This window comes from Micromonospora sp. RP3T (assembly GCF_003027925.1).
Classification (GTDB): Bacteria; Actinomycetota; Actinomycetes; order Mycobacteriales; family Micromonosporaceae; genus Micromonospora.
In genome coordinates this window covers 109,019-127,164 of record NZ_PYPS01000018.1, presented here as the reverse complement: position 1 = coordinate 127,164, position 18,146 = coordinate 109,019, and the positions used below count along the sequence as shown (strand labels likewise).

Here is an 18,146-nt window from a genome sequence, read left to right as displayed (position 1 = left end):
CACCACACCCCCCTCCCCACCTACCCCTTCCAACACCAGCAGTACTGGCTCACTCCCTCCACGGACACCGATCCGGCGGACCTGGGGCTCGACGCCACCAGCCATCCGCACCTGGCCGGGTCGATCACCCTGCCCACCGGCGAGACCGTCTTCACCGGCCGCATCACACCCCGCACCCACCCGTGGCTCAACCAACACACCATCCTGGGCACATCGATCGCCCCCGCCACCACACTGCTCGACCTCACCCTGCACACCGCCGCCACCCTCAACTGCCCCCACCTCACCGAACTCACCATCGAAGCGCCGCTACCGCTGTCCCCGACGAGTGCGACGAACCTGCAGGTCGAGGTGGACGGCTCGGACGCGGCCGGGCAGCGGAGCATCACCATCCGCTCGCGGCCGCAGGGCTCCCCCGGGGCCGCGTCGTGGACCACCCACGCCACCGGGCTGATCCGCGCGGAGCTGCCGGAGCACGACCCCGACGCGTACGGGTGGGCCGCGCAGTGGCCGCCGGCGGCGACCCCGCTCGACCTCACCGGCGTGTACGAGGACCTGGCCCGGAAGGGATACGACTACGGTCCTGCCTTCCGCAACCTGCGCGCCGTCTGGCGCGCCGGTGACGACCTGTTCGCCGAGGTGGCCCTGGACGCCGACCGGCACGACGAGGCGGAGCGGTACGCCATCCATCCCGCGCTCCTGGACGCCTGCATGCACGCCCTGGCCCTGGACGGCGGCAGCACCGGCGACCAGGTGCTCATCCCGTTCTCCTGGAGCGGCATCACGTTGCTCGCCACCGGCGCGACCTCGGTGCGGGTGCGGCTCGCCCCGGCCGGCGAGCACCGGGTCTCCCTCCACCTGGCCGATCCGGCCGGCGAGGGGGTGGCGCGCGTCGAGGCGGTCCTGGTCCGCCCGGTCAGCCCCGCGAACCTGCGCGTCGGTGCTGCCCGGCCCGCCGACGAGTCCCTGCTGGTCCTGCGCTGGGACGCGGTCCGTGACCTGGCCGAGGGCGACGCCGGCCCGCTGGCCCTGCTCGGCGCCGACCGGCTCGGCCTCGAGGCGGGCGGTGTACCGGTGAAGGCATGCGATCCGGCGGATCCGCCGGCCGTCGCGCTGATCTGCGCGACGGAGCCGCTCGCGGCCACCCTCGGACGCGTCCAGGAGTGGCTGGCGGACGACAGGTTCCGCGACACGCGACTGGCCGTGCTCACCCGCGATGCGGTGTCCACCGGGCCCGGCCAGGACGTGGACCTGGACGCGGCGCCGGTGTGGGGTCTGATCCGGAGCGCGCAGAACGAGCGGCCGGGACGGTTCACGCTGATCGACGTCGACGACGACCCCGACTCGGCCGCCGCGCTCTCCGCGGCGGTCGCGCTCGACGCCCCCGAACTCGCCATCCGGCACGGTGTGCCGTACGCGCCGCGGCTGGAGCGGGCCTCGGCGACGCCGGTCCTGGCACCGCCCCGAGCGTCGTCCGCCTGGCGGATCGGGATCGAGGGCGGTGGCGGGACCGTCGACAGCCTGGCGATCGTCGGGTACGAGGAGGCCGACCGGCCGTTGGCGCCGCACGAGGTGCGGGTCGGCATCCGGGCCGTCGGGTTGAACTTCCGGGACGTCCTCGTCGTGCTCGGCATGTATCCCGGCCGGGTGCCGGCGCTCTGCACCGACGGCGCGGGTGTGGTGACCGGCGTCGGGGAGGCGGTTACCGCCTTCACGCCCGGTGACCGGGTGGCCGGCCTGTTCCCCGGCTGCCTCGGGCCGACCGCGATCACGGATCACCGCCACCTGATGCGGGTGCCGGACGCCTGGACGTTCGCGCAGGCGTCCACCGTGCCGGTCACCTTCCTGACCGCGTACTACGGGCTGGCGGACCTGGCGGGCGTCCGGTCCGGCGAGACGCTGCTGATCCACTCGGCCGCAGGCGGCGTCGGGATGGCCGCGCGCCAACTGGCCCGGCTCTGGGGCGTGCGGACGTACGGCACGGCCAGCCCGGCGAAGTGGGGCGCGCTGCGGGACGTGGGCTACGAGGACACACACCTGGCGTCGTCCCGGAACACCGGTTTCGAGGATCGGTTCCGGGACGCGGGCATCGACGTGGTGCTCAACTCCCTGGCGTACGAGTACGTCGACGCGTCGCTGCGGCTGCTGCGCCCGGGCGGGCGCTTCCTGGAGATGGGCAAGACGGACATCCGCGACGCGGCGGCGATCGCCGAGCAGCACGCCGGCGTCACGTACCGGGCCTTCGACATGATGGAGGCCGGCCCGGACCGGATCTGCGAGATGCTGACCGACCTGTCGGCATGGTTCGCGTCCGGCGAGCTGACGCCGCTACCGACGACGGTCTGGGACATCCGGCAGGCGCCGGCCGCTTTCCAGTACGTGCAGCAGGCCCGGCACGTCGGCAAGGTGGTCGTCACCGTGCCGACGACACCCGATCCGGAGGGCACCGTGCTGGTCACCGGTGGCACCGGCGTGCTGGCCCGGCAGATCGCGCGGCGGCTGATCGAGCGACACGGCGTACGGCGCCTCGCCCTGCTCAGCCGCCGTGGCACGGCGGCGCCCGACGCCGGGTCGCTGGTGGCGGAGCTGACCGGGCTGGGCGCCGAGGTGACGACGTACGCGGCCGACGTGGGCGACCGGACCGAGCTGGCGCAGGTCCTGGCCCGGATCCCCGCCGAGCACCCGCTCACCGCGGTGATCCACGCCGCGGGCGTGTCCCGGGACGCCACCGTCGACTCGATCACGGCGGACGATCTCGACACCGTGCTGCGCGCGAAGATGTCGGGCGCACGGCACCTGCACGACCTGACCCGGGACCGGGACCTGGCGGCGTTCGTGATGTTCTCGTCGGCAGCCGGTCTGCTCGGCGGTCCCGGCCAGGGCAGCTACGCGGCTGCCAACGCGGCGCTCGACGCGCTGGCCGCGCACCGGCAGGTCAACGGGCTCAGCGGCACCTCCCTGCCGTGGGGGCTGTGGTCGGTGACCAGCTCGTTCACCGCGCACATGAGCGATGTGGACCTGGCCCGGATGCGGCGGACCGGTCTCGTACCGCTCTCGATCGACGAGGGCCTGGAGCTGTTCGACGCGTCGTTCGACCGGCCGGAGTCGCTGGTCGCCCCGATCGGCGTCGACCTGTCGGCACCACGCGACGCCGTGCCGCCGAAGCTGCGCGGGCTGATGCGCTCGCAGCTGCGCCGTGCCGCCACGGCGACGGTCGAGCCCGCGGAGTCGCTGCTCAAGCGGCTGGCCGACCGGTCCGGCGCCGACCGGAAGCGGGCCGTCCTGGATCTGGTCCGCGCGCACGTCGCGACCGTGCTCACCGTCGACGATCCGGGCGCGGTCGATCCGGCGACGCCGTTCAAGGACCTGGGGTTCGACTCGCTGACGTCGGTGGAACTGCGGAACCGGCTCAGCGCCGGGGTGGAGCTGAACCTGCCGGCCACCATCGTGTTCGACTACGCCACCCCGGCGGCGCTCACCGACTACCTGTGCGATGAGCTCTTCGACGCCGAGCCGGATCCGGCGTCCACGGCGATCGCCCACCTGGAGGCCCTGGAGCAGACCGCGCGGGAGGCCGATCCGGGATCACCCGAGTGGGAGCAGGTGGTGGGGCGTCTGCGGGCGCTGCTCGCCCGGTGGACGGAGACCGGGCAGCCGGACGCCGTACCGGACCAGATCCGCGACTCGTCAGTGTCGGAGATCTTCGACCTGATCGACCGGGAGCTCGGCCGGCCGAACGCCTGATCGGAAACGGTCTCCGGTCCCGCGGGACCGGAGACCGTTCGGGCGGCCGGCAGGGAATCCGCGTGGCCGGTGTGGTGCTGCCGCGAGCCGACCGCGACCGCGTCAGGCGGTTCCGAAGCGGCGGCGCAGCCGGGTCATCGCGAGCGCGGCGTTGAGGGCGGCCCGCCGCAGCGGCAGCACGCGGCGCATCCGCAGCACGGTCAGCACGCTCCAGAGCTGCGACTCGACGACGTGGTCCGGTGAGCCGTGCACGTCGTCGTGTTCGAGGAGCCGGATCCGGGGCAGCGTCCGGGTGAGCCGGTCGACGTCGGAACGCGGGATCACCTCGTCGCGCGTACTGACGACGCAGCCCACCGGGACGCGCACCGCGGCCAGCTCGTCGTCGGTCAGCGCCCAGTCGTGGATCCGGGTGGCGACCGTCGCGGGTTCCACCCCCGTCAGGTGGGCCAGGGTGTCCCGGGTGACCCGGGGGATGCGGCGCTGCCAGTCGGGGTCGGTGAAGAAGTCGTGCACCGGCGCCCCGGCCAGGACGATCCCGCTGATCCGCTGGTCGTGCGCCGCCGCGCGCAACGCGAGGTGGCCGCTGAAGCTGAGCGCGAGCAGGTAGACGTCGCCACCGACGGCGACCGGGCCGAGACCGTCGAGCAGTTCCGGGATCATGCGCCAGCTGTCACGGTCGTACGGCAGGGTGTTCTGACCGACGCCCGGCAGTTCAGCGACCATCCCGGCCATGCCGAGCCGGGCGACCAGCGACAGCGCCGGCGCCCACTGCTCCTTGGTGCTGACGATGCCGCCCATGATCAGCAGCAGCGGCCGCGGCCGGTCCGGCAGCCGGGTGCTCCAGCACCGCAGCTCGCCGCGCGGCGTGTCGACCCGCAGCGGCTCGATGTCCGTGCGCCAGGCGTCGAAGGTGGCGACCGCGTTGTCCAGCGCCTCCCGGCGGGCCGGTCCGTCGACGTACGGGAATCGCGCCATCGTCCAGTGCCGGGCGGCCGCCAGCAGGTCGCCCCGCTCGCGCAGCTCGGTTGCGGACCGCGACCACTCGACTGCCCAGGATCCGGGCTTCCCCTCCTCGTCGTGGTCGATCCGGTCCAGCACGGCCCGGTACTGCTCCGGCGGGATCTGCTGGGCACGGGCGTGCAGGACCACGTACCGCTTGAGCTCCGCGACGTCGTTCATGTCAGCCCTTCGCGAGCTGGCCGGCGAGTTTCCAGGTGCGCTGCTGCTCGGCCTGCGAGTGGATGGCGGACTGGCTGAGAACGACGGCGTCGGCCCCGGCCTCGAAGTACCGCCGGATGCCGGCGGCCACGGTGTCCTCATCGCCGATCAGGGCGACGTCCGCGGGATGCGACACCCCCTCGGCCGCGAACAGCCGCCGGTACGACGGAAGCTCCGGGTAGTACCAGAAGCCCTTGTTGGCGATGTCGCGGACCGTCTCCACCTCGTCGGTCACCACCGCGGGCACGGCGGCGATGATCCGGGGCATCGGCCGGCCGGCCGCCTCGGCGCCCTTGGCCACGTCGGGAATGATGTGTTCGGCGAGCGCACGCGGCCCGGCCAGGAACGGCATCGCGGCGTCGGCGAGCTCACCGACGACCCGGAGCGCCTGCGAACCGACCGCCGCGACGACCACCGGAACGCCGGTGCCGCCCGGCACCACGGTCGGCATGACCGGCTGCGCCGTGATCACCTCGCCGGCGAAGTCGACCTGCTCGCCGCGGAAGGCCTGGCGGAACACCGTGAGCGACTCGCGCAGCCGGCGGATCGGCCGCTCCCATCCGGGGCCGAACGCGGGTTCCATCATGGCTTTCGCGCCGAGCCCGATGCCGAGCGTGAAGCGCCCGCCCGTCGCGGCCTGCGCGGTCTGCGCCTGCGACGCGATGGTGAGCGGGTGGCGGGGCCACAGCGGCACCACGCCGCTGCCGATCCCGATGCCGGGCACCTCACGCCCCACGATCGCCGCCGCGGTGATGGCGTCGTGGTCGAACAGCTGGGAGAACCAGGCCGACGACACCCCCGCGTCGGCTGCCTCGCGGGTCTTCGCGATCAGGGTGTCCACCGCGTTCGTCACCTGCCCGGCGGCGTCGGCGTCGGCGGCGGGGGTGAGTATCACTCCGATGTGCTGCGTCATCTGGCTGGCCCTTCCACGCCTTGACGGAGAGTTTCCTCCGGACCACTCTGGGCATCGACGCTAAAGGGTCGCTTGCGTGCGACCCTCCGGGGCGCGGACCGCGGGCGGGCCCGGCTGGGCCGGCCGGCGATCGATCCACGTCCACTTGACGACCGATCGGTAATCTCAATAGGCTGGTTGCACTTACCGACCGTTCGACAAGTAGCGCGGGAGTTCCGAGAGTGACCGACTCACAGCAGGTGCAAGCGGTCCCGCAGCAGGCGTCCGGCCAGGAGACGCCGTTCGTCTGGACGCGCCGCCACACCATGATCGTCCTCGTCATCTGCGCGGCACTCGTCATGGAGACGATCGATGTCTCGATCATGAATGTGGCGCTGCCGCCCATCAAGGACGAGTTCGGCTTCACCGAGGCGGACCTCAGCTGGGTGGTGAACGGCTACCTGGTGCCGTTCGGCGGCTTCCTGCTGCTGTTCGGACGCGTGGGCGACATCTTCGGCCATCGACGCATGCTGGTCGCCGGCGTGGCGATCTTCGCGGTGGCCTCGCTGGTCGCCGGCCTGGCCCCGAACGGGAACACGCTCATCGTGATGCGCGCCCTGCAAGGTGTCGCCGCCGCGCTGATCAGTCCGATGACGCTGGCCCTGCTGGCGCGGACCTTCCCGGAGGGCCCTCGGGCCAAGGCGATCGCGGCCTGGGGCATGGCAGCCGGCCTGAGTGGCGTGGTCGGCCTGATCGTCGGCGGCCTGCTGACCGTCGGCCCCGGCTGGCGCTGGATCTTCCTGATCAACGTGCCGGTCAGCCTCCTGGTGATCGTCGGCGTGCTGCGCTGGCTCGGCCACGACCAGCGGCCGGCTCGGCGTACCCAGCGCTTCGACCTCGTCGGCGCCATCGTCTCCACCGTGGGCGTGACACTGCTGACCGTCGGTGTCCTGCAGGTCAGCGAGGTCGGCTGGGGCTCCGCACGGGCCATCGTGCCGCTGACCGCCGGCCTGGCGCTGCTCGCGTACTTCGTCTTCCACGAGACGCGGGTGGCCGAGGATCCGCTGCTGCCCGCCTCGTTGATCAGGATTCCCAACGTCGCCGGCGCGAACATCACCCAGGCCCTGGTCGGCAGCGGCATGTTCGCCATGCTGTACATCGCCACCCTGTACCAGCAGGACGTGCTGCACTACAGCCCACTGCAGACCGGCCTGGGCTACATCCCGCAGACGCTTGTCATCCTGGTCACCGCCCAGCAGACGCCCAAGCTGGTCGCCGCGCTCGGCATGCGCCTCGCCGTGGTCGTCGGGGGCGTCATCGCCACTGTCGGCATGGCGCTGCTCGCACTCTCCGGGCCGCAGGGAAGCTACCTGGTCAACATCCTCGGTCCCTCGATCATCATCGGCGTCGGCATGGCGCTGACGTTCCTCCCACTGTCGCTGGCCGCCGGCACGGGCGTACCCGACGACAGGCAGGGCGTGGCCTCCGGGCTGATCAACGTCTCGCGTATCACCGGTGGCGCGCTCGGCCTCTCCGTGGTGGCGGCGGTCGCCGCCGGCTACACCGGCAGCCAGCGGGCGGCCGGAGTGGACGAGGTCACGGCGCTCACCGACGGCTTCCAGGTCGGCTTCCTGATCTCCGCCGGACTGCTGCTGCTGTCCGTGTTCACCGCGCTGCTGCTGCCACCCAAGCCGGCGAACAGTTCCTCGGACGCGGCTGTGAAGTAACCGCGACGTTTCATGAGCGGCAATTCACGAACGATTCGGAAGAACTCGCGGCAAAGCGTTTGAATCGTCACCGACGAGCCACCCGAACGGGTCAGTCAGGCACGGCATAAGGTTGATTGTCGGCACGCCCGGATTACCTCCGATCCTGCACGCCCCCCGTGCACCGACATGGTCACGCTCACAGCTCCGCCCGGCCGACATGCCTCTTGAACTGGAAAGACGCCACAGTGGTGGTCGTGGCACCGCCGCGGTCGACCGAGCTGAGCACTGAGTCAGGCAAGCAACCTTGCCCTCCGCACGATGACCTCTATATCCTACGAGAGATCGATTAACAGCGATGCTGTGGATCAATTTCTTTCGACACGGGATCACATGCCGACCGTCGCTCGGACGTCACCGGCCAGCGCGATGGGTCGTCGAATAGAGCAAAACGGGGGAGAGGGTGGCGCATCGTGACTACACGAGACGCTGAACTGCAGGAACTCATTGACACATTCACTCTCGGCCGGGGCGGGGACGGGACCATCGTCCTGTTGAGCGGATCCGTCGGAATGGGAAAAACCGCACTGGTCCACACCTTCCTCGATCACGTCAGCCGCAGCCGGCAGAGTCGCCAGGATCGGCACTCCCCCTGCGGGCCCGAACCCGACCCGGTCATCCTGACCGCCTCCTGCTCCTTCGCCGAGCGAGCGCTGCCGCTCAGCATGATCCGGCAGTTGTTCGGCAGCCCGCGACTCCCTGCGGAACACCGGGCCCGCGCAGCGGGCCTGCTGGGCGCGCACGCCGTGACCGCCCAGCAGGCCGAATCGGACCGGTCCACCGACGACGTCATCAACGAGTGGCAGGCCACCGTCGCACAGGGCCTGCTCGACATCCTGTTGGAGCTGGCCGGCCGCCGGTGCGTGGTCGTCGCGGTGAACGACTTCGAGCACGTCGACGCGTGGTCCCTGCAGGTCCTGATGTACCTGCTGGTACGGATCAGCACCGCCCGGGTCGTCGCGGTCCTCAACGAGTCCACCGACGCTCGCCCACGCTTCCCAGCCTTGCGGTTCGAGATCCTCCGGCAGCCCCACACCCGCCACATCCGGCTGCTCCCGTTGACCCGTGACGGTGTCGTCACCATGGTCAGCGAGTCGCTGGGCAAGCCGGCCACCGCACGCCTCGCCGGTCCGCTTCACCAGATCAGCGGTGGCAATCCGCTGCTGCTGCGGGCGCTCATCGAGGACTGCGAGCACTCGGCGCTGGGCGGCGACACCCGCGGCGTCGCCGTGGCCGACGCGTTCAGTGAAGCCGTCACCCTCTGCCTGCGTCGGTGCGGCGACGAGGCGATCCGGGCCGCCCGGATCCTGGCCGTGCTCGACGAGCCTCCCCCGCTCCAGCTCCTGGCCCGACTGCTGTCCAGTTCGGTCGAGGTCGCCGGTCAGCTGCTCGACCGGCTCAACGCCGCCGGCCTGCTCACCGGTCTGCAGTTCCGCCATCCGGTGGCCCGGGCGGCGGTGCTGCGCGACAGCCAGGCGCACGAGTTGACCGAGCTGCGTGAGCACGTGGCGGCCGTCCTGCACCGGTCCGGCGCGCCCGCGAGCGCCGTCCTCAACCAGCTGCTGGCAGCCGGGCATCAGACCGCCCGCTGGGCCACCGACCTGCTGCAGCGCGAGGCCCGCAAGGCGTTGGACGCCGAGCGGTACGAGGCCGCGCTGTCCTGCCTGGATCTGATCGGCGACGACGCGGTGTCACCGAAGGAACGGATCCAGCTCGACGCGCTCCGCCTGATAGCCGAGTGGCGGCTGCACCCCTCCGAGGTGACGCACCGGTTCCCTGATCTGCCCGCAGCGGTGCGCGACGGCCACCTGGCCGACCGTGAGGCGGTCGCCGTGGTGCGCAACATGCTCTGGCACGGCCACTTCGACGCCGCGGCCGAGGCCATCCGCGCGCTCGCCCGCCGCAGTCCGGGCGGGGCCGAGCAGGCCACCTTCTTCACCTGGCTGGCCTGCACCTATCCGGGGCTGGCCGCGGAGGCGCCGGTGGTGGGGGCGACCGTGTCGAGCTCCGAGCTGCGCGCCGCGAACCTGCTCAGCGATCTGCTGCTGGGGCAACCGACGCGAGACGCCGCGCTGGAGGCGGACTACCTGCTGCGCAGCTCGTCCCCGACGGACGCCGCCCACTATCCGGTGATCTCCGCGCTGGAGGTGCTGATCTACGCCGGGCACCTCGACGCCGCCGAGCGCTGGTCCGCCGCGCTCATGGACAACGCGGCCCGGGTACGCAGCTCGATCAGCACGGCCGTGCTGTCCGCGCTGCGCGCCGAGGTGGCGCTCCGCCGTGGCGACCTGCCAGCCGTGGTGCGGCATGCCGGATACGCCATGAACGCACTGTCCGCGCCGGGTTGGGGGGTCCGCATCGTCGCTCCCCTGGCCTGTCTGATCGCCGCCCACACGGCGATGGGCGAGCTGGACGAGGCGGCCCACCTGGTGCAGCAGGTCATTCCCCGGGGCATCGCCGAGACCCGGTACAGCTTGCTCTACTGGCACGCTCGCGGTCACTTCTACCTGGCCACGGGGCAGGTACACGCGGCGATGGAGGACTTCCAGGTCTGCGGCGAGACGATGGGGCGCTGGGGCATGGACCGGCCGATGCTGGTGCCCTGGCGTACCGACCTGGCGCAGGCACTGCTGCGCGCCGGCAAGGTGGACCGCGCCCGGACGTTGGCCAAGGCACAGCTCACGCTCACCGACCCAGACGCCGGCCCGGCTCGCGGGATGGCGCTGCGGGTGCTGGCCGCTGCTGCTCCCTCCCCGGAGCGGACGGTAGCGCTGCTCAGCCAGGCCGTCGAGGTGCTGGAGGAGTGCGGCGACACGATCGGGCTGGCCTGCGCGCTCAACGAGCTGAGCGAGACGAACTACGAGATGGGGAAGGCCTCGCGGGCTCGCGTCCTGGCCCGTCGGGCCCGGCGGATGGCGGAGACCTCCCGGCTCCAGCTGGGCGTCCAGTCGGTGCTCGGCGGCGATCCGCAGGGGGTCGGCACCAGCGCCGAGGCCACCGCGACGATCGACGAGACCCTCGCGCTGACCGAGGCAGAGCGGCGGGTGGCCGTGCTGGCCGCGCAGGGATACACCAACCGGGAGGTCGGCCAGAAGCTGTTCGTCTCGATCAGCACCGTCGAGCAGCACCTCAGCCGCGTCTACCGCAAGCTGAACGTCAAGCGGCGCGCCGAGCTGGCCTCCCGGTTCAAGCTGCTGTCACCCTCGGGGATCTCCGGGATGCGGGCGACCGGGTGAGCCGCGCCGGTCCGGCCTCCACACGACGAGGCCCCCGGCGCGGGTACACCGAGGGCCGGAAGCGCTGCCCGGAGAGCCGGTCAGCCGAGTCGCTCCGCCGAGACGGTGATCGCCAGTACGGGGCAGACGGCGGCGGCGTCGTGCACGCCGGCCTCGTGCTCCGCCGCCGGGTGGTCGGTACGGAGCCGCACGATGCCGGTTTCCTCATCCTGGTCGAACACCTCGGGGGCGGCCATCGCGCAATGACCCGAGCTGATGCACTTCTCCGTATCCGCCGCAACGTGCATGAGAATTCCTCTCGTACTGGTCACCAGGTCACCGGCAATTCATGAACGCCGTACACGAAGCCTTCCTCCTTGAATTCCAGTTCACTCGGCTCGACGGCGAGCGCGAGGGTCGGAATCCTGCGGTAGAGGGTGCCGTAGACGGCCTGCAGCTCCACCCGGACCAGCGGTTGGCCGAGACACTGGTGGATGCCGAATCCGAAGGCCAGGTGCTGGCGGGCGTCGCGATGCAGATCGAGCACGTCGGGCCGGGGGTAGACCCGCTCGTCCCGATCGCCGATCTCGGACGGAAGCACCAGCCCCTCACCGGCCCGGATCACCTCGCCGGCGATCTCGATGTCCTCGAGAGCCACGCGCCGCCGTCCGCCGTGCGCGACGGACAGGTAGCGCAGCAGCTCCTCCGTGGCGCGGGCGATCACGGTCGGGTCGTCAGTGTGCCGCAGCACGGCGAGCTGATCCGGGTTGGTGAGCAGGGCCAGGGTGCCGAGCGCGATCATGTCGGCGCTGGTCTCGTGCCCTCCGACCAGCAGCAGCAGCGACATCATGGCGAGTTGCTGGCGGCTCATCTGCCCGGTCTGGAGCTGCTCGACCGCCAACTGGGACAACAGGTCGTCCGCGGGCTCGGCGAGCTTGCGACCGATCAACTGGTCCAGGTATCCGACCAGTTCCATCTGCGCCGCCAGCGCGGTCTCCGCCGCGGTCTCCCGGGCGATCAGCAGGCGGCTGGTGCGCTGGAAGAACTCGTGGTCCTCGTACGGGACGCCGAGCACGTGGCAGATGACAAGCGACGGTACGGGAAGGGCGAACGCGGACACCAGATCGGCCGGTTTCGGGCCGGCCAGCAGGCCGTCGACGAGGTCGTCGACGATGCCCTGCACCGTCGGCCGCAACTGCTCGATGCGTCGCAGCGTGAACGAGGGGCTGAGCATCCGGCGCTGGCGGGCGTGCTCGGGATCGTCCATGGTGATGAAGGTCTGCAGGTCAGCGGCGCGCGCCTGGAAGCTCTCACTGACGTGTGGGTAGCCCGGCAGCAGCGAGTCCGAGCCGATCCGCTCGTCGGCGAGCAGGGCACGTTGCACGTCGTGCCGGGTCACCAGCCACGGGGTGCTGCCGTCCCAGAGCCGGATCCGGACCAGCGGCGCCTCGGCCTGCAGACCGCGCAACCCTGGCGGGGGGTCCAGCGGGCAGCCCTTCGCCCGGGGCATGGGAAAAGCGGGGACGTCATTCTCCACTCGACCGGAAGCGCCGATAGAAGACCGGGTCATGGTGGCTCCTCTGCTTTCGCGCGCTGTAGCCAAACGGCGATATCCAGGCCGTTGCCCGCTCACGCTATCGGAAACCGCGTGGACAAGAAGCCGCGCGACGACCTGATGCGGACATTGGCCGAACCATAGGGGTGAAGCCGCAGAATGTAGGGGTGACCTCCCGGCCATCACCTACCGTTTTTATCCGGAATCGACTTTCGAAGGAGATCGCGAAGTGGCGGACGTGCGAGGGGTACCGATCTCCGACCTGACCGATCCGGTCGCGTGGGGAGTGCACCGCCCGATCGCCGTGCAGACGCCCGGTCCTCAGCCGGTGCAGCCCCGCTACCTGCGGCGCGCGCACGACGAGAGTCTGGCGCGGATGGTCGCCCGAGCCGCTGAGGGCCGCAGTGGCATCGCGGTCCTGGTGGGTGGATCATCGACCGGCAGGACCCGCGCCTGCTGGGAGGCGCTCCATGGGTTGCCGTCGGGCTGGCGGTTGTGGCAACCATCGGACCGCGACGGGCTGGCCGCCGTGCCGACCGACCTGTTCCGGACGGAGCCGCGGACGGTGGTGTGGCTCGACGATCTGCATCAGCACCTGGACCAGCCCGGCGACACCGGCGAGCGGGTCGCGACCGCGCTACGCGCTCTCCTCGCCGACCACCACCGGTCGCCGGTGCTGGTACTGGGTACGCTCTGGCCGACGCACTGGGCGCGGCTCACCCGGGGCGGCTCCCGGTACGTCCAGGCCCGGGCGCTGCTGTCCGGCGCCGACGTCCCGGTGCCCGCCGCGTTCACGGGACCGGCCCGCGTCGACCTGCTCCGCGTGGCCGGCACCGACGCCCGGCTCCGGATGGCTGCGCAGGAAGCGCGGGACGGGCAGGTCACCCAGTATCTGGCCGGGGTTCCGGCGCTGCTGGATAGGTACCGCCACGCGCCGCCGGCGGCCCGCGCGCTGATCCATGCCGCGATGGACGCCCGCCGGTTGGGCCACCGCCCGGCCCTCCCGCTCGCCTTCCTCGTGGCCGCGGCCCCGGCCTACCTGACCGACGCCGACCGGGACGCGCTGCGCGAGGACTGGCTGGAACAGGCGTTGGCCCATGTCGCCGAGCCGTGCCGGGGGGTGCCCGGGCCGCTGCACCGGATTCGTCCGCCGTACCCCGGCCGGCCGGGGCCCGGCGACGGCCTGCGGTACCGGCTGGCCGGCTGTCTCGACCAGCACGGGCACGACACGCGGCGGGGCATCTTCCCACCGGCGGGGTTCTGGGCCGCGGCGGCCGACCACGTCGACCCGGCCGACCAGGCCGCGCTCGGAGACGCCGCCCAGGCACGAGGCCTGTACCGGCACGCCGGCCGGCTGCACCGCAGTGCCGCTCGCGGCAACCGCCGCGGCGTCGCCTATCTCCTGAACGCCCCGGATCCACTGCGTACCGACGACCGGCCGCTGCGTTGGGCCGCTGCGCACGCCACGCTCGAGGATCCCGCCGCGGTGGCCCAACTGCTGGACCGACTGCGGCGGGCGAATGCGAACGAGCAGGTCGCGACGCTGCTCCGACGCGATCCGGCCGCCCACGTCAGCCTGGACGACCCGGCCGCCGTGGCCGGGCTGCTGGTCCGGCTCAGCGTGGTGGGCGCACCCGCTCCGGTCACCGCGCTGGCGCGGCGTGCCGCCGCGCACACCGGCCTCACCGACCCCGCAGCCGTCGCCGGGCTGCTGGACGGCCTGCGCGGGGTCGGCGCCCGCGACCAGGTCGCGGTGCTGGCCCGCCGCGCCGCCGCCGAGGTGGGCCTCACCGACCCGGCCGGCATCGTCCCGCTGCTGGTCGGTCTGCGCGGGGTCGGTGCCCACGACCAGGTCGCGGTGCTGGCCCGCCGCGCCGCCGCCCAGGCCGACCTCAGCGACCCCGCAGCCGTGGCCGGGCTGCTGGACGGCCTGCGCGAGGTGGGCGCGGACGAACAGGTCGCCGCCCTGGCCCGCCGTGCCGCCGCCCACGTCGCTCTCGACGACGCGTTCGCCGTGGCTCAGCTGCTGGACTGGTTCGGCACGTCGGGCGCCCACGACCAGCTCACCGTGCTGGGGGGCCGCGTCGCGACCGACGCCGACCACCAGGATCCGGCCCTGGCGGCCGGGCTGCTGGACGGTCTGCGCGGGGCCGGCGCTGACGACCAGGTGACCGTGCTGGCGAACCGCGCCGCCGCGCACGCCGACCTCACCGACCCGGCCGGAGTCGCCCAACTGCTGGACCGGCTCACCGACCTGGGCGCGCACCAGCAGATCAGCACGCTGCTGGCGCGGGACCCCGCCGCGCACGCCGGTCTCGACCGCCCGACCGCCGTGGCGGCGCTGCTGGACCAGTTGTCCGAGGCGGGCGCGGACCAGCAGGTCGCCGCCCTGGCCGACCGCGCCGCCGCGCACGCCGACCTCACCGACCCGGCCGGAGTCGCCCAACTGCTGGACCGGCTCACCGACCTGGGCGCGCACCAGCAGATCAGCACGCTGCTGGCGCGGGACCCCGCCGCGCACGCCGGTCTCGACCGCCCGGCCGCCGTGGCGTGGCTGCTGCACGAGCTGGGGGAAGCCGGTGCGGACGGGCAGGTCGACGCGTTGGCCGAGCGGGCCGCCGCGCACCTCGGCCTGGATCATCCGATCCTCGTGGCCGGGCTCCTGGACCGGTTGCACGAGATGGGCGCACGCGACCAGGCCAGGACGCTGGCCGGGCGTGCCGCCGCCCACATCAGCCTGGACAGCGCCGCCGCCGTGGCCCAGCTCCTGGGCCGGCTGCACGGGATGGGCGCGCACGATCAGGTGGCGACGCTGCTGGAGCGTGATCCCGCCGCCCAGGTGTCGCTCAGCGACTCGGCCGCGGTGGCCGGGCTGCTGGACCGGTTGCGCGAGCTGGGCGCGGACGATCAGGTCGGCACGCTGGTCGACCGGCTGCCGGCGGAGGGCGAGTTCGACCTCTTCCTGCGGCTCACCGGCGCCACGTACCGGTACGGCCGAGAGCCTGACGGCCGGCCGGCGGATCCCTGGGACTGGTCCGAGGTGGACGCGCACGGCCCGGCACCGTCCGCCTGAAGGGCGGCTTTAGCGGCTGCGCACATGCTGGCGGCAGACACCCAACAGGAGGGACTCCGATGGCCGACAGCATCGCGTTGACCGGGCTCACCGAGATGGTCAACCTGCGCTACGAGGGCAATTCCCCGGACACGCCCGATGTGGGCGACACCGACGCCTACGACACCGTGCTGCTCGACGGCAACGGCCGTAAGGTCGGCACGCTGAGCGGCCGGGGCAAGGTCGCCTACCGACGGCCGACGGACGACCACGTGATGGTCCACTACCGGGAGGAGTTGACCCTTCCGGACGGGACGGTCGCCATCGCCGGCTGGATCGACGCCAACGACATCCAGGCGGGCAAGTGGGTCACCCTCGACGCCCGGGGCGTGGACGGCGCCTACGCGGGCTGGACCGGCGTACGGATGCTGCGCATCAAGGAGCCGCACAAGGTCATGGACGCGGCGGTATTCCTGTTCAACTGAGCGCGGACCTACCGGTGCGGTGGTTGCCCCAGCGGTGGTGGTGCGAGCCGCGAATCCGCTGGGGCCGACCGGGACACCGGCGGCGGGCAACGCCGCAGGGTCCGCAGCCGCCCCGGTCGGGCCGCCGCAGGATCACGAGTCGGCCCGCATGGACGAGGTGAGCGCGCGCCAGATCGCCGACTCGGCCTCGGTCAGCTGACAGCGGGGGCAGCCGGCCTCCGACGGCACCGGTTCCTCGCCGGTGCCCGGGGTGTGGTCGACGGGTTCCCGGGGCCACGCCACCGGCAGGTAATAGGAACTACCGAGCAGGACCAGGCCGGTGACGACACTTTCCCCACCACGGCGGGCCCACCTCACCAGCAGGTTGCCGACCGCCACGAGTGATGACCGAAATTGCGACAACAGCACTCCCGGAAAGGTAGCAGCGATGCCCTTCGACGGCATTGGGGAACCGTCAGGATATGGGCGCTCTCTTGAGGTTTTCTAATTCCGCACTAAAGCCGGACGACAAGGGTCCGTGGTTGACACCGACCAGCCGGCGAATCTAGCCTCAATTGAGGTGCCCGGACAGCTGAGACGCCCATTCCTGCCCGCTCTGGACCGACTGGAAGAGGTGCCGCTTCATGCCTGAGCTGATGGTCGAGAAATGCCGCCTGGAAGGTGGTCCGAAATTCATGCCGGAGCAGTGCCGGACGGCGCTCGTACCGATCGACGAACTCAAGGTGAAAGTACGGTTCAACAACGGCTGGGAGCATTTCGAGCGAGTGGATGAGTTCACCGAGAAAGGGCTCCCGATTTTCCGCTGGACGATGTGCACGAAGGTGGCCGAGTAGGCGCGGCGCCGCCCACCGCACCAGCCTCCGACGCGGTCCGCGGATGCCGCCCCGCAGCGGCCCGGTCCGCTACCCGCTGCCGTACGCCTTCTTCGCCGCGTCCTCCAGGCGCTGCGCCACCACCCGCGCGTCCAGGCCCTTGGCGAGGAACTCCTGGAGCAGCACCCAGAGTGCGGCGTTGCTACCACCACCGAAGCGCTGCGGCGTCAGGTCGGACAGGTCGAACCGGAGCACGCCGGCGTCCACCACGGCAGCGGCCATCGCCCGGGTGGTCGGATCGGGATAGGCGCGCTGGTCGAGTTTGACGTTGGCCGAGATGAATCCGCCCTTGCCCACGATCAGCGCGGCGGCCTCCGGGGACGCCAGAAACGTCATGACGGCTCGCGCCCCGGGGGTGTCCTTCAGCTGGACCGCCTGGTCGCCGGCGACGACGACCGCCGGCGCCGAGTCCCTGATCGACGGCCACGGGAAAACCTTCGCGGTCTCCCCCACGCGGGACCGGCCGAGCCGGGTGATGTCGGCGGCGACGAAGTCCCCCTCGAAGAGCATGGCGGCCCTCGGCGTGGCGCCGAACACGTCCGCGATCGACTGGTCGAAGGTGATCTGCGGCGCGCCGACGGGGCCACCGAGGATCGTCCGGGGCGTGCGCCAGTACGCACCCAGCAGTGTCAACGTCTCGACGACGGCCGGATCGGTCCAGGGAATCTCGTGGCGAGCGAGTCGGTCGTACTTCGTCGGCCCGCCGATACGCAGGAAGGCGTTCTCGAACCAGTCGGTCAGCACCCAGCCGTCACCACCGGCGGCGACCATCGGGGTGGTGCCCGAACGCACCAGAGCGCGCGAGACCGCCCGGAAGTCGTCCCAGGTCGCGGGCGGCGCCACGCCGGCGGCCCGGAACGACTCCGTGCGGTACCAGATCACCGATTTGTTTGCCACCTTGAAGTAGAAGCCGTACCGGGTGCCGTCGACCGCGCCGAGCCGCTGCCACGCATCGTTGTAGTTCGCCGTGACGGCGTCCGCGGTCCGACCGCTGAGTGGGACGAGCGCACCGCGTCCGGCGAGCGCGGCGACCACACCCGGCTGGGGGACGAGCGCGACGTCGGGTGGCGACCCGGCGGCGACGCGGCTGTCGAGCAGCACCGGCAGGTCGTTGCCGCCGGCCGTGTACCGCACGGTGGCGCCGGTCCGCGCCGCGAAGGCGTCGAGTACCACCTGGAAGTTCTCCCGTTCGGTACCGGACCAGGTCGCCGCGACCTCGACGGTCGTACCGACCAGGTCGGGGTCCGGGCGGGGCGGACGGACGATGTCGTCACAGGACGCCAGGACGACCACGATCGCGACGGCGGCGAGGAGGGATCTTCGTGCCATGGGGTCTCCAACGGTCCG

The 18,146-nt window shown here is 71.9% G+C and carries 12 protein-coding genes; 6 read left to right on the top strand and 6 right to left on the bottom strand.

Annotated elements, in window-relative coordinates; all coding sequences use genetic code 11:
* The coding region (locus C8054_RS16550; RefSeq protein ID WP_146179929.1) for an SDR family NAD(P)-dependent oxidoreductase at positions 1 to 3,744 on the top strand (3,744 nt) is incomplete at its 5' end.
* A gap of 102 nt (positions 3,745 to 3,846) precedes the next feature.
* Here the strand turns inward: C8054_RS16550 and C8054_RS16545 are convergent.
* Entirely contained in the window at positions 3,847 to 4,923 is a 1,077-nt protein-coding gene (locus C8054_RS16545; protein ID WP_107157691.1) for an alpha/beta hydrolase, read from the bottom strand.
* 1 nt (position 4,924) lies between these two features.
* Positions 4,925 to 5,875: a TIGR03564 family F420-dependent LLM class oxidoreductase gene (locus tag C8054_RS16540; protein WP_107157690.1), complete on the bottom strand. Its 951-nt coding sequence runs from the start codon at positions 5,873 to 5,875 to the stop codon at positions 4,925 to 4,927.
* A 221-nt stretch (positions 5,876 to 6,096) separates the two neighbouring features.
* Between C8054_RS16540 and C8054_RS16535 the strand changes: the two genes are divergently transcribed.
* The gene (locus tag C8054_RS16535) at positions 6,097 to 7,581 is read left to right on the top strand and encodes an MFS transporter (protein ID WP_107157689.1); all 1,485 of its coding nucleotides are present in this window, start codon (positions 6,097 to 6,099) and stop codon (positions 7,579 to 7,581) included.
* 452 nt (positions 7,582 to 8,033) lie between these two features.
* The gene (locus tag C8054_RS16530; protein ID WP_107157688.1) at positions 8,034 to 10,856 is read left to right on the top strand and encodes an AAA family ATPase; all 2,823 of its coding nucleotides are present in this window, start codon (positions 8,034 to 8,036) and stop codon (positions 10,854 to 10,856) included.
* 80 nt (positions 10,857 to 10,936) lie between these two features.
* Here the strand turns inward: C8054_RS16530 and C8054_RS16525 are convergent, their stop codons facing one another.
* Positions 10,937 to 11,143, bottom strand: coding sequence for a ferredoxin (locus C8054_RS16525; protein ID WP_107157687.1), 207 nt, complete (start codon positions 11,141 to 11,143; stop codon positions 10,937 to 10,939).
* Positions 11,144 to 11,163: 20 nt separating this feature from the next.
* A complete protein-coding gene (locus C8054_RS16520) occupies positions 11,164 to 12,345 on the bottom strand; it encodes a cytochrome P450 (protein WP_233219673.1) in 1,182 nt (393 codons plus the stop codon).
* Between the two features lie 274 nt (positions 12,346 to 12,619).
* Here C8054_RS16520 and C8054_RS16515 point away from each other — a divergent pair, with 274 nt between their 5' ends.
* Positions 12,620 to 15,463 carry a hypothetical protein gene (locus tag C8054_RS16515; protein WP_107157685.1) on the top strand — a complete coding sequence of 948 codons (2,844 nt, stop codon included), beginning with the start codon at positions 12,620 to 12,622 and terminating at the stop codon, positions 15,461 to 15,463.
* 59 nt (positions 15,464 to 15,522) lie between these two features.
* Positions 15,523 to 15,927 carry a hypothetical protein gene (locus tag C8054_RS16510; protein ID WP_107157684.1) on the top strand — a complete coding sequence of 135 codons (405 nt, stop codon included), beginning with the start codon at positions 15,523 to 15,525 and terminating at the stop codon, positions 15,925 to 15,927.
* A gap of 132 nt (positions 15,928 to 16,059) precedes the next feature.
* Here C8054_RS16510 and C8054_RS16505 read toward each other — a convergent pair whose 3' ends face one another.
* Positions 16,060 to 16,305: a hypothetical protein gene (locus C8054_RS16505; RefSeq protein ID WP_107157683.1), complete on the bottom strand. Its 246-nt coding sequence runs from the start codon at positions 16,303 to 16,305 to the stop codon at positions 16,060 to 16,062.
* Positions 16,306 to 16,550: 245 nt separating this feature from the next.
* Here C8054_RS16505 and C8054_RS16500 point away from each other — a divergent pair, with 245 nt between their 5' ends.
* A complete protein-coding gene (locus C8054_RS16500) occupies positions 16,551 to 16,760 on the top strand; it encodes a DUF5988 family protein (protein WP_107157682.1) in 210 nt (69 codons plus the stop codon).
* A gap of 69 nt (positions 16,761 to 16,829) precedes the next feature.
* Here C8054_RS16500 and C8054_RS16495 read toward each other — a convergent pair whose 3' ends face one another.
* Positions 16,830 to 18,128, bottom strand: a complete 1,299-nt coding sequence (locus tag C8054_RS16495) for an ABC transporter substrate-binding protein (protein WP_107157681.1) — start codon at positions 18,126 to 18,128, stop codon at positions 16,830 to 16,832.
* Positions 18,129 to 18,146: the final 18 nt, after the last annotated feature.